This is a genomic window from Shinella sp. GW835-FHT14H05 (genome assembly GCF_058793575.1).
Genome location: NZ_JBXAFY010000008.1, coordinates 173,860 through 186,078 on the forward strand (window position 1 = coordinate 173,860; position 12,219 = coordinate 186,078).

12 protein-coding genes are annotated in these 12,219 nt (G+C 62.2%); 8 read left to right on the forward strand and 4 right to left on the reverse strand.

Annotated elements, in window-relative coordinates:
* Position 1 precedes the first annotated feature (1 nt).
* Positions 2-604: an SRPBCC family protein gene (locus AC1Q6Z_RS23105; RefSeq protein WP_256120147.1), complete on the reverse strand. Its 603-nt coding sequence runs from the start codon at positions 602-604 to the stop codon at positions 2-4.
* A gap of 219 nt (positions 605-823) precedes the next feature.
* Here AC1Q6Z_RS23105 and AC1Q6Z_RS23110 point away from each other — a divergent pair, with 219 nt between their 5' ends.
* From AC1Q6Z_RS23110 to AC1Q6Z_RS23120, 3 genes are all read left to right on the forward strand, one after another.
* Positions 824-2,866 (forward strand): tripartite tricarboxylate transporter permease, encoded by a 2,043-nt coding sequence (locus AC1Q6Z_RS23110; RefSeq protein ID WP_492649431.1) that lies wholly within the window; start codon positions 824-826, stop codon positions 2,864-2,866.
* Between the two features lie 87 nt (positions 2,867-2,953).
* The gene (locus tag AC1Q6Z_RS23115; RefSeq protein ID WP_492649432.1) at positions 2,954-3,496 is read left to right on the forward strand and encodes a carboxymuconolactone decarboxylase family protein; all 543 of its coding nucleotides are present in this window, start codon (positions 2,954-2,956) and stop codon (positions 3,494-3,496) included.
* A gap of 1 nt (position 3,497) precedes the next feature.
* Positions 3,498-4,070 carry a UbiX family flavin prenyltransferase gene (locus AC1Q6Z_RS23120; RefSeq protein ID WP_435268907.1) on the forward strand — a complete coding sequence of 191 codons (573 nt, stop codon included), beginning with the start codon at positions 3,498-3,500 and terminating at the stop codon, positions 4,068-4,070.
* An 8-nt stretch (positions 4,071-4,078) separates the two neighbouring features.
* On the opposite strand, the gene AC1Q6Z_RS23125 is transcribed toward AC1Q6Z_RS23120, so the two are convergent.
* Entirely contained in the window at positions 4,079-4,342 is a 264-nt protein-coding gene (locus tag AC1Q6Z_RS23125) for a TonB-dependent receptor domain-containing protein (protein WP_492649433.1), read from the reverse strand.
* A gap of 66 nt (positions 4,343-4,408) precedes the next feature.
* Positions 4,409-5,056 carry a TetR/AcrR family transcriptional regulator gene (locus AC1Q6Z_RS23130; RefSeq protein ID WP_435268909.1) on the reverse strand — a complete coding sequence of 216 codons (648 nt, stop codon included), beginning with the start codon at positions 5,054-5,056 and terminating at the stop codon, positions 4,409-4,411.
* A 286-nt stretch (positions 5,057-5,342) separates the two neighbouring features.
* Here AC1Q6Z_RS23130 and AC1Q6Z_RS23135 point away from each other — a divergent pair, with 286 nt between their 5' ends.
* From AC1Q6Z_RS23135 to AC1Q6Z_RS23155, 5 genes are all read left to right on the forward strand, one after another.
* Entirely contained in the window at positions 5,343-5,906 is a 564-nt protein-coding gene (locus AC1Q6Z_RS23135; RefSeq protein ID WP_492649434.1) for a TRAP transporter small permease, read from the forward strand.
* Positions 5,907-5,916: 10 nt separating this feature from the next.
* Positions 5,917-7,197: a TRAP transporter large permease gene (locus AC1Q6Z_RS23140; RefSeq protein WP_435268911.1), complete on the forward strand. Its 1,281-nt coding sequence runs from the start codon at positions 5,917-5,919 to the stop codon at positions 7,195-7,197.
* Between the two features lie 56 nt (positions 7,198-7,253).
* Positions 7,254-8,270: a TRAP transporter substrate-binding protein gene (locus AC1Q6Z_RS23145; RefSeq protein ID WP_256120139.1), complete on the forward strand. Its 1,017-nt coding sequence runs from the start codon at positions 7,254-7,256 to the stop codon at positions 8,268-8,270.
* A 61-nt stretch (positions 8,271-8,331) separates the two neighbouring features.
* Positions 8,332-9,192 carry a shikimate dehydrogenase gene (locus AC1Q6Z_RS23150; RefSeq protein ID WP_492649435.1) on the forward strand — a complete coding sequence of 287 codons (861 nt, stop codon included), beginning with the start codon at positions 8,332-8,334 and terminating at the stop codon, positions 9,190-9,192.
* Positions 9,193-9,213: 21 nt separating this feature from the next.
* A complete protein-coding gene (locus AC1Q6Z_RS23155) occupies positions 9,214-11,103 on the forward strand; it encodes a bifunctional sugar phosphate isomerase/epimerase/4-hydroxyphenylpyruvate dioxygenase family protein (RefSeq protein WP_492649436.1) in 1,890 nt (629 codons plus the stop codon).
* 175 nt (positions 11,104-11,278) lie between these two features.
* On the opposite strand, the gene AC1Q6Z_RS23160 is transcribed toward AC1Q6Z_RS23155, so the two are convergent.
* Positions 11,279-12,205: a MaoC/PaaZ C-terminal domain-containing protein gene (locus AC1Q6Z_RS23160; RefSeq protein WP_492649437.1), complete on the reverse strand. Its 927-nt coding sequence runs from the start codon at positions 12,203-12,205 to the stop codon at positions 11,279-11,281.
* Positions 12,206-12,219 lie beyond the last annotated feature (14 nt).

Here is a 12,219-nt window from a genome sequence, read left to right on the forward strand (position 1 = left end):
GTCAGCCCCTTCTCGACGCGCCGAAAAGGCCACCGAACCAGGCGGTAAAGATCTTCCAGAGCATGCCGCCGCCGATAGCATTGTTAGCCGATGCAGTTTTCCGCCCAGCGGAAATTGGCTCCTCTCTTTCGGAGGGCAGATCAGCCACATTTTGGGCGCTTATCTGTCGGCGGAGGTTTTCCGCGAACTGGGAAATGATGGTGCTGGACACCGCGGTGATCACACCCGAAGCGCGGCCATATTGTGCGACGAGCCCCGAGAGTTGCAGATCGGTGTCGAGCGTCACGGTCGAACCGGCAGCCGACGGCTCAACGCGCATCGTTGTGACTGCGCCGGCATTTCCCCGGCCCTGCTGGTCTGTGCCGTTGGCGCGGATGAGTGCGGTGCGGGTAGCGGAATCCGCCGTTTCGATCGTCGCCGACCCGTTGAATTTGAGCGCGACGGGACCGAGCTTCACGGAGACACGGCCCTTGTAGACGTTATCCGATTCCTTGGAAGTCAGCTCGGCACCCGGAACGCATCCAACGATACCCGGCACGTCCAGAAGCGTCTGCCAGGCTTCCTCGGGTGAGGTCGGAACGTCAAATTTGTTCTGCAGTATCACGCTGATGCTCCTCCGGTATTTTCACTTTCGGTCCGTGCATACGCACAATCGACCCAAAGAAATTCCACTTAGCGGAATTATTTTCTGCTGTTCTTGCAATTAGCATCAGGTCCAAGTCACATGTCAACAAGACGGAAACTAATTCCGCCTCGTGGAAATTGAGCGCCCCAAACTGTGGTGAGGATGGGCCGCACGTGCGAAATAGGAGGAGTTTCGGACATGGACGTTTCGCTCTTGGGGGTTGCTGGCTCAGCAATGCTCAGCGTGCTCGAGCCCTATCGCTTGATGATGCTGTCAGCCGGCGTGCTGATGGGTCTTGCATTGGGCATCATCCCCGGCATCGGTGGACTTCTAGGGTTGGCGCTGCTGCTTCCCTTCACGTTCACACTTGATCCCGTGACCGCCTTCGCTCTTCTTTTGGGTATGAAGTCGGTGACGGGCACCAGCGACACGATCCCGGCGATCCTGTTTGGCGTGCCCGGCGGGTCGTCAGCCCAGGCCACCGTGCTCGACGGCTACGCGATGGCGAAGAAAGGCGAAGCAGGCCGCGCCCTCGCCGCCGCTTATACCGCGTCCCTGATCGGGGGATTGTTTGGTGCCGCCTTGCTGGCGGCGCTTATCCCCGTCATGCGTCCCCTCGTCCTCCAGATCGGCAGCCCGGAACTGCTTGCGCTGTCGATCTTCGGTGTCTCCATGGTGGCGACGCTCTCAGGCAGTGCCCCGTTGCGCGGGCTGGCGCTCGCCAGCTTCGGCGTGATGCTCTCCATGATCGGCACCGATCCCCAGACCGGCACGTTGCGCTGGACGATGGGTCAACTCTATCTCTGGGAGGGCGTACCGCTGGTGCCGATCGCACTCGGCCTTTTTGCAGTTCCGGAACTCGCCGATCTTGCCATTCGCCGGGCGGCGATCGCCAGCCATTCCCGTTTCAACGTTCGCGAGGGCATGGGTGCCGGCGTGCGTGATGCGCTCACGAACTGGTGGCTAGTACTGCGTTGCGGGGGCATCGGCGCCGCCGTGGGCGCCATCCCCGGCCTCGGTGCTTCGGTCGTCGACTGGCTTGCTTATGGCCACGCCATGCAGACGGTCAAGGGTGCGCGCGAGACCTTCGGGAAAGGCGACGTGCGCGGGCTTATCGCGCCGGAAAGCGCCAACAACTCCATCACCGCCGGTTCGCTCATCCCCACCATCGCCTTCGGCGTCCCCGGCAGCGCCAGCATGGCGATCCTGCTCGGAGCATTCCTTATCCAGGGCCTGATCCCCGGGCCGGAAATGCTGACCACCAACATCGAAATCACTTTCTCGATGATCTGGTCGATCGCCATCGCCAACATCCTCGGCGCCGGTATCTGTTTTCTGTTTTCCGGCCAACTCGCCAAGCTGGCGACGCTTCGCTACACGCTCATCCTTCCCATCGTTCTCTGTGTGGTGTTCATGGGCGCCTATCAGGAAACCCGCGATTGGGGCGACATCTACGCGCTTCTCGTATTCTCCGTGCTCGGATGGACGATGAAGCGGTTGGGTTGGGCGCGCCCGCCCCTTATGCTGGGCTTCGTCCTAGGCGCGCTGATTGAACGTTACATGTCGATCTCGGTGGTTCGCTACGGTGCCGACTGGCTACTGCGGCCGGCCGTCGTCGTCATTCTCACCGTCTCCGTCCTCGGCATGGTTCGCCCATTCCTGCGGGAGACCAAGCGCAGCGGCGGGCTCAAGCGGATGCTGCTGGAGTTCCATCGGCCGACATTCAAGGTCGCCGACCTGTTCTATGTGCTTCTTATCGTCGTGGTCGCCATGATGATGTTCCAAGCCGCGGGATGGCGGGCACCGGCAAACACCGCTCCCATCATCGTAGGTTGCGTCTTCATGATCACCGCCGGCATCAGCCTCGTCTATCAGGTTCTGCGCCGGGGTGGGGTCAGCCTTCGGGAGGGCGAACAACGCGAATCCGCCGTTCACATGGATATCAGCGGCGATGAAGCGATCGACACCCGCACTTTCCTCGTGCGGTCCGGCATCTTCCTTGCCTGGTTTGGTTCCTTCATCGTCGGAGTATCGCTGATCGGTTTCCTCCCGAGCTCCTTTGTCTTCATCATCGCATATATGCGCGTGGAGGGACGCGAGCCGTGGTGGTTGAGCGTGACGCAGGCAACATGCTTCACCATCTTCATCCATGTCCTGGCCGATCGCATCATGCATATTCCGTGGCCGGCAACGGTGCTAGGCAAGCTCATTCCTGCCCTCACGATCATCCCCACCGTCTAATGTGAACAAAGGCGCGGCGGACTTACTGCCGCGTCCCAATCGAAAGGTTCGCGATTGCCCCGACTGCCTAACCTCGACCCCGCAACCATGTCATCCGAACAGCGCAAGATCTGCGACGAAACACTCGCCGGGCCGCGCTCCAGCCTGCCCGCTCCTCTCAAGGCCTGGCTGTTCCGGCCCGAACTCGCTCGGCGCGGGCAGAGTCTTGGCGCCTATGCCCGTTACGGCACGTCGTTGCCGGCGGAACTGTCCGAACTCGCGATCCTCGTCACCGCCCGCTACTGGATGAGCGAGTACGAATGGCATGCGCACAAGCGCGAAGCTCTACACGCCGGCATCACACCGGATATTATCGATGCCATCGAAACCGACGCCACGCCACGGTTCGCCGATACGAAGAGCGCCTGTGTCTTTGCGTTGGTGAACGAGCTCTACGTGTCACGCAGTCTTTCCGCGGAAAGCTATGAATGCGGTATCGCAGAACTGGGGCAAGACGGCATGATAGACCTCGTGGCAATCGCGGGCTACTACAGCTTCGTCGCCATGACGCTCAACGTCTTCGACATTGGTGTTCCCGAAGGCGTGGCGCGACCCTTCGCCGAGCTACGTAAGACAAACGGAGGTCCATGACATGCGCCGGCTCATCGTTGCGATAACCGGGGCCTCTGGCGTCATCTATGGCATTCGCGCACTGGAGATGCTCCGGGAAATCGAGGACATCGAATCCCATCTCATCCTGTCGCCCTCAGCCATCCGGACGATCGGAGAGGAGACGGACTACGAGATCGACGCGGTCCGCGCTCTCGCAGACACTGTGCACGCGTTCAAGGACATAGGCGCTTCGCTCTCATCAGGCTCTTACAAGACGGAAGGCATGCTGGTGGCGCCCTGCTCCATCAAGACATTGAGCGGCATTGCCAATAGCTATAACGACGAGCTGATCGTGCGCGCCGCCGACGTCTGCCTCAAGGAGCGCCGTCGCGTGGTGCTGCTGCTTCGCGAAACTCCGCTGCATGCCGGCCATATCCGCCTCATGGAACAGGCGACACTCAACGGTGCCATCATCATGCCGCCCGTACCCGCATTCTACCACCGTCCCAAAACCCTGGCCGACATCATCGACCAGACCGTCGGACGCGCGCTCGATCTCTTTGATATCGATACGCATAGGGTCAAGCGCTGGACGGAAACGAAAGAGGTTTGAAGAAGAGGTCAAACGAGTTGGAATAGGGGATCGGCCGGGTCAGTCGTCAGCGTGTTCTGTTGCGCAATTTGGAACGCGGAGACCGTGACGAGCGCGCCGATTTCGGCGCGCTGGCATTTGGTGCCGATTTCGTATTGCTCGCCGGTGGTCGGCTTGGAGATGTTGTGGCTGAAGTCCGCACCAGCCTGAGGCTTGAACGACTGCGCGAAGCTGACACAAGACGCGATGCCGCTATCGAAGAGATAACTCGGACGGTCGAGCCTGTCACACAAGGAGGTGGCGTGTTCCTACCGGCGCGTGCCGGATATCGGAAGAAAAACGCGTTGTGGAAGGGCAAGTCAACTACGCTCATTTTTAAGGTAGTTTATAACCGCGTCGGCGATCATGCCCTTGTGCCGCACCATTATCTCGGGTTCTGAGAGATCCCGGCGGAAGATCGTGCCGAAGGTGTAGCGGTTGGAGACACGGAAGAAGCAGAAGGCACTGATCAACATATGCACATCGATCGGGTCGGCCTGGCGCTTGAAGACGCCATCCGCGAGGCCGCGCTCAAGGATGCCGGCGATGGTCTCGATGACCGAGACGTTGAGGTCGCGGATCGCGTCCGAGCGCAGCATGTGCGCGGCATGGTGGATGTTCTCGATGCTGACAAGACGCACAAAATCGGGATTGGCCTCGTCATGCTCGAAGGTGCTGGCGATCAACGTGCGCAGCGCCTCTTCCGGCGCAAGGCTTGCGAGTTTCAGGTCCTCTTCGAGGGTTCTGATCTTGCGGTAGGCGCGTTCGAGGACGGAAAGATAGAGCCCCTCCTTTCCGCCGAAATAATAATAGATCATCCGCTTTGATGTTCGCGTGCGCTCGGCGATGGCATCGACACGTCCGCCAGCGAGACCGTGAGTCGAGAATTCCTCGGTCGCGACAGCAAGGATGTCCTCCTTCGTCCGCTCCGGATCGTTCTTTCGGTTTGTTTCAGCTCGCGCCACCATTCCTCGTCACTTCTCTCCGGCGATCGTCCTGATTTTCATCAAGAAAAGCGCCATGAAGCGGACGCGCTAACGGCCTCCGCTTTCTATCGCTCGGGGAAGTCATATTGAGATTGAAGGGCTCTTTCAAGAGAGGGCACTTGACATACGTACTAGTTCGTACATTTTGTACCGGACTTTGACGGCGAGGAGGAAGCTGTCAAGGCGCGGTGCCCCTAACGCGTCCCGGCGGACCGCGCTAGGTAGGAACAGGGCCGTGCAAGCGGCAATTGGCTTTGGGAGGAGCACAATGGTTCGCATCATCGATTTCTGCTTCTGGGGACTGAAGGCTGTGATCGCCGCGCTGCTCGCCGGCATGGTCGTGCTGGTCTTCGGCAATGTGGTCCTGCGCTATGCCTTCAACACCGGCATCACCTATTCGGAAGAGCTGTCGCGCCTCTTTTTCGTCTGGCTGACCTTCCTCGGCGCGGTCGTCGCCATACGTGAACATGGCCATCTCGGCGTTGATTCCCTGTTGCGCCGCCTGCCGCCGGGAGGCGCGAAGATCGCCGTTCTGGCCGGCCAGGCGCTAATGCTCTGGGCCATCTGGCTGATGATCAGCGGAAGCTGGACGCAGACTCTGATCAACCTTCACGTCTCGGCCCCGGCGACCGGCATTTCCATGGGCGTCTTCTACGGCGCGGGCCTTGCCTTTGGCATCCCGGCTGTGCTGCTCGTCCTCTCCGACATGATCGGTGTCCTCACCGGCCGCATCGACGTCACCACGGCCGAATTCGTCAAGGACAGCGAGGACGAGTTGGCGCTGGATCACCAGCCCACTGCCCCGCTCACCGCCCCTTCCATCAAACAGTGAGGCCCCGCCGATGACTGTCTCGATCTTTCTCGGCGCCCTTCTCGTGCCCATGGCGCTCGGCGTGCCGATCGCCTTCGCCCTCATCCTCAGCGGCGTTGCCCTGATGATGTATCTCGGCCTCTTCGATGCGCAGATCGTGGCGCAGAACGTGCTCAACGGCGCCGACAGCTTTCCGCTGATGGCCGTGCCCTTCTTCCTGCTGGCTGGGGAAGTGATGAACACCGGCGGCCTTTCGCGGCGCATCGTCAACCTTGCCATGGCGATGGTCGGGCATATCCGCGGCGGGCTCGGCTTCGTGGCCATCTTCGCGGCCTGCATCCTGTCCAGCCTTTCGGGCTCGGCGGTCGCCGATGCCGCTGCGCTCGGCGCCCTGCTCTATCCGATGATGCTGAAATCCGGCCACGATCCGGCAAGGACGGGTGGGCTGCTCGCATCCGCCTCGGTCATCGGGCCGATCATCCCCCCGTCTATCGGCTTCATCCTCTACGGCGTCGTCGGCGGGGTCTCGATCACGAAACTCTTCCTTGCCGGCATCTTTCCCGGCCTGATGATCGCCGGCGCGCTCTGCCTCACCTGGCTGCTCGTTGCCCGCAAGGAGCAATTCGCGCTACCGCCGCGCCAGAGCGGCGCCGCCCGCCTGAAGGCCTTCACCGACAGTATCTGGGCGCTGATGCTACCTGTCATCATCATCGTCGGCCTGAAATTCGGCGTCTTCACGCCGACGGAGGCGGGCGTGGTCGCGGCGGTCTATTCGCTGTTCGTGGCGATGGTCGTCTATCGCGAACTGCCGCCGGCCAAACTCTTCGGCGTCTTCGTCGCGGCGGCGAAGATCACGGCGGTCGTCATGTTCCTCGTCGCCTGCGCCGCCGTCTCGGCCTGGCTCGTCACCGTCGCCGACGTTCCCGGCGAACTCGCCTCGCTCGTCCGGCCACTGATGGACAACCAGACGCTGCTGCTGCTCGCCATCATGGCCCTGGTCGTGGTGGTGGGCACCGCCATGGACATGACGCCGACCATCCTGATCATGACGCCGGTGCTGATGCCGATCATCCGGGAGGCGGGCATCGATCCGGTCTATTTCGGCGTGCTTTTCATCATCAACAATTCCATCGGCTTGATCACGCCCCCCGTCGGTACCGTGCTCAACGTCATCTGCGGCGTCTCCAAGCTCAGCATGGAGCAATTGATGAAGGGGGTCATGCCCTTCCTCATCGCCGAAATCATCGTGCTTCTGCTGCTCGTGCTGTTCCCACAGCTCGTCACGGTTCCCGTGGCGCTGATGGGACACTGAGCCGCGGAAACTCAACCGGCCGAGTGCAAAGGCACGGCCAAACCTGGGAGGAAACCATGTTCGATACACTGAAGAAACTGGCGCTCGGAACGATCGTGCCGCTCGCCCTGCTTGTCGCCTTGCCGGCCTCGGCGGAAATCCGCGAACACCAGCTCAAATTCGCTGCCGCCAACAACAAGGGTCATCCGCAGGTGACCGGCATGGAAAAGTTCGCCGAACTCATGAAGGAGAAGAGCGGCGGAAAGATCGAGGTAAAGCTGTTTCCGGGCGGCGTTCTCGGCGGCGACGTGCAGACCGTTTCGGCGCTGCAGGGCGGCGTCATCGAGATGACCGTGCTGAATGCCGGTATCCTCGCCGGCAACGTCAAGCAATTCGGCGCGGTCGACCTGCCCTTCCTTTTCAACAGCGGCGAGGAAGCCGACAAGGTGATGGACGGCACCTTCGGCACGAGCCTCATGGAGCTTCTGCCCGAAACTGGCCTCGTCGGCCTCGGCTATTGGGAACTCGGCTTCCGGAACCTCACCAACAACCGCCATCCGGTGACTAAGCTTGAGGACATCAAGGGGCTGAAGATCCGCACGATCCAGTCGCCGATCCCGATCGAGCTGTTCAACAGCCTCGGCGCCAATGCCGTGCCGCTGCCCTATACCGAACTCTACACCGCGCTCGAAACCGGCACCGTCGACGGCCAGGAGAACCCCTCCGCCAACATCCTCAATGCAAAATTCTTCGAAGTGCAGAAATACATGACCGTGACCCGCCACCAGTACAACCCGCAGATCGTGCTGATCAGCAAGAAGGTCTGGGACGGCCTCAACGACGAGGAGAAGGCGCTCTTCCAGTCCACCGCGGCGGAAGCCCGCGACTACCAGCGCACGGTCTCGCGCGAGGTGGACGCCAAGGCGCTCGCGGACATCAAGGCGACCGGCATGGAGGTGAGCGAGCTTTCGCCCGAGGAAACCCAGAAGCTGCGCGACGCCGTCAAGCCGCTGATCGAAAAATTCGGCGCCGAAATCGGCCCGGATACGGTCGCCGCCCTCTTCAAGGAACTCGAAACGATCCGCGGCCAGTAAACCCGCCGGAACCGGCCCGCCGGACGGGCGGGCCGGACCACACCCCAATGGATTGCAAGAGATGATCGACACGCTCATCAAACCGATGAAAGCCGGCCTGATCGGTGCTGGTATCCAGGCATCGTTGACTCCGGCCATGCATATGCGCGAGGGCGAGGCTCAGGGTTTTTCCTACGACTATACGCTGATCGACCTCAACCAGATCGGCGCCACGCCTGAAGACCTGCCGCGCCTGATCGGCGAGGCGGAGGCGCGCGGGCTTGCCGGGCTCAACATCACCCATCCCTGCAAGCAAAGCGTCATTCCCCATCTCGACGAGCTATCGCCGCAGGCGCGCGATCTCGGCGCGGTCAACACGGTCGTGCTGCGCGACGGCAAGCGCTTCGGCCACAATACCGACTGGTGGGGTTTTGCCGAAAGTTTTCGCAGGGGCCTGCCGCAGGCCGAGCTATCCGCGGCGTTGCAACTCGGCGCTGGCGGAGCGGGCGCGGCGACCGCCTATGCTCTGCTATCGCTGGGACTGGAAAGGCTTCTGGTCTTCGACCGGGAGCCGGAACGCGCCGCAACCCTGGCAGACAGCATGGCCGCGCTTTTTCCCGCAGCCCATGTCGAGGCGGCCGAGAATCTTGTCGCGGCCATGCGCGCCGCCACGGGCCTCGTCCACGCGACACCAACCGGCATGGCGAAATATCCCGGCCTGCCGTTGCCGGCCGATCTGCTCGCGCCGCGCCACTGGGTCGCTGAGGTGGTCTATTTCCCGCTCGAAACCGCGCTGCTGCACGAAGCGAAACGCCACGGCTGCCGCACGCTCGACGGCGGGGGCATGGCGGTGTTCCAGGCGGTCGGCGCGTTCCGGCTGTTCACCGGCCGCGAACCCGATGCCAACCGCATGCTCGCCCATTTCAACATGCTCGCCCGCTGAGAAGCGCCGGAGGACATCGCCATGAAGACCTCGATCGCCACCGTCTCGCTCAGCGGCGACCTCAGCGAAAAGCTCGGCGCCATCGCCAAGGCCGGCTTCGACGGCGTCGAGATTTTCGAGAACGATTTTCTCGTCTTCGACGAAAGTCCGCGCCAGCTCGGCCGCATCGTGCGCGATTTCGGCCTGGAGATCACGCTGTTCCAGCCCTTCCGCGATTTCGAAGGGATGCCGGAGCCGCTGCGCAGCCGCACCTTCGACCGGGCCGAGCGCAAGTTCGACCTCATGCAGGACATGGGCACCGATCTCGTGCTGGTCTGCTCGAACGTCTCCAGCGCCGCCCTCGGCGGGCTCGACCGCGCCGCCGCCGACTTCCACGAACTCGGCGAGCTCGCGGCAAAACGCGGCCTCCGGGTCGGCTATGAGGCGCTCGCCTGGGGCCGGCACATCAACGATCACCGCGACGCCTGGGAAATCGTGCGCCGGGCCGACCACCCCAATATCGGCCTGATCCTCGACAGCTTTCACACTCTGGCGCGCAAAATCGACGTCAACTCGATCCGCTCGATCCCGAAGGAAAAGATCTTCATCATCCAGCTTGCCGATGCGCCGAAGATCGACATGGACCTGCTCTACTGGAGCCGCCACTTCCGCAACATGCCGGGCGAAGGGGACTTGCCAGTCGAGACCTTCATGGCCGCCGTGGCCGAGACCGGCTATGACGGCTACCTCTCGCTCGAAATCTTCAACGACCAGTTCCGCGGCGGCTCGCCGGGCGCGATTGCCGTCGACGGTTACCGTTCCCTCGTCTATCTCGGCGACCGCATCCGCCGCGCCAACCCCAGCCTCTCCCTCGACGTGCCGGCCATGCCGGCGCGCAGCCGCGTGGAGGGGGTCGCATTCGTCGAGTTCACGGTAGACGAGGCAGAGGCACCCGATCTCGAAGCCATGATCGCCACCCTCGGCTTCCGCCGGGAGGCCCGCCACAAATCGAAGAACGTCACCGTGTTCCGGCAGGGCGATATCCGCCTCGTCGTTAATGCCGACGAGCGCGGCTTTGCCGGCTCCTCCTATCTCGTGCACGGTACCTCCGCCTATGCGATGGGCCTTCTCGTCGAGGATGCGAGGGCCGCGCAGGCGCGCGCCGTCACGCTCGGCGCCGAGGCCTTCGGAGAACCGCTCGATCCCGGCGAGATCGAAATGCCGGCGGTGCGCGGCGTGGGCGGCGGCGTGCTCTATTTCCTCGACCGGACGAGCGAACTCGCCCGCATCTGGGACATCGAGTTCGATCCCGTGGAGGGCGATCCGGGAATGCGGGACGCCGGCCTCGGGCACGTCGATCACGTCGCCCAGACCATGCCCTATGACGAGCTTTTGACCTGGCTGCTGTTCTACACCGCGATCTTCGAGGCAGAGAAGACGCCGATGGTCGACATCGTCGACCCGTCGGGCCTGGTGCGCAGCCAGGTGGTCGAGAACGGCGAAGGATCGCTGCGCATCACCATGAACGGCGCGGAAAACCGCAACACGGTGGCCGGCCGCTTCATCAGCGAAACCTTCGGCTCCGGCATCCAGCATCTCGCCTTCACCACCGACAACATTTTTGCGACGGCCGACGCGCTCGCCGCAAACGGTTTCGTCGCTCTGGACATCTCGCAGAACTACTACGACGACCTTGAAGCGCGCTTCGGCCTCAACCCCGCCCTCACCGAACGGCTGCAGGCCCGCAACATCCTCTACGACCGTGACGAGCATGGCGAATATTTCCAGCTCTACAGCCCCACCTACGGCGAGGGTCTCTTCTTCGAGATCGTCGAGCGGCGCGGCTATCGCGGCTATGGCGCGGCAAACGCGATCTTCCGCATCGCCGCCCTGCGCCGTCATCTCCGGCCACTGGGAATGCCGCGTTCCTGACACGCAATTTCCTGACGGAAAATCGGACAACCAATTTTTCGAAGGAACGTTGTGCTTGGGGAACGCATGTATGCGGCCTTCGCTTGGCGACGGCTTTTGGTGTCAGCGCGAGCCGGTGGGGTTGAGGCCGCCAACTAGACTCCGAACGTCCATTAATTGACATCGCATGAAATGATCACAGTACCGCCGCGCCAAACCCGACCGCGGTCGTTTGGCCGTCCTGATTAATCAGCCAATATTCAATCTCAACGCTGGTCCCACCATCTAACGGTTCCCTACTCGTCACGATGCCCTCGATCGTGATCACGTCTTTCGGATAGATCGGCATGAGGTAGGTCGAGAAATGCCGGCCGGTGGAAAGAAAGCTTTCGCCGAAGAGGCCTGCGAGATATTGCGACGCCCAGCAGGATTCCATCATGCCCTGGGCGATGCATTCACGCAGGCCCGCCTTCTTTGCGATCTCCAGATTGGTGTGGATGCCCTGCTTGTGGAATTCGGCACCGGTGAAGACGGACATCTGGGCCTGGCGCACCTGTTTCGTCATCGGCCGCAGCGCCGTGCCAACCGGCGTTTGCGCGGTGACACGTCCTGCCCGCTCGCCCGGTAGAGCACGCGGGCTGACCCGGCGCTCCGGCTCGGCCGAGCCCGTGCCGACCTTGACGCCTTCAGGCATGCGCATGACTTCCGTCGATCGTTGCAGGATGACGATGTCGCCCTCTTCGTCGCGGGCGATGCTTTCCAGCACCGTATAACCCTTCCCGCGCTTCATGTATTTGTCGACATAGGTACCGGTGAGCGTCAGCTTTGCACCAACCGGCACGGGCTTGTAGTGGATGACCTCTTCCTTCTGGTGCAGGCCCACCACCTTGTCGCGGTCGTAGACCGTCAGGAAGATCTGCATGAGATCCGACACGATCATGTGGGGCGGTACCGCGCCGACCGGCTGGACCATGCCGTCGACGATCCGCATGCCGCTGTAATCGTCGAGGGCATAGGCGTAGCTGCGCAGGAAAAAGTCGTCGAGCACGAGGTCGACCGGTCCGAAGGTCTCGCCGATATAGACGTTTTCGTAGGTCGGGTCCTTGAAGGTCGGGGGCGTCATCGTCAATCGAATCC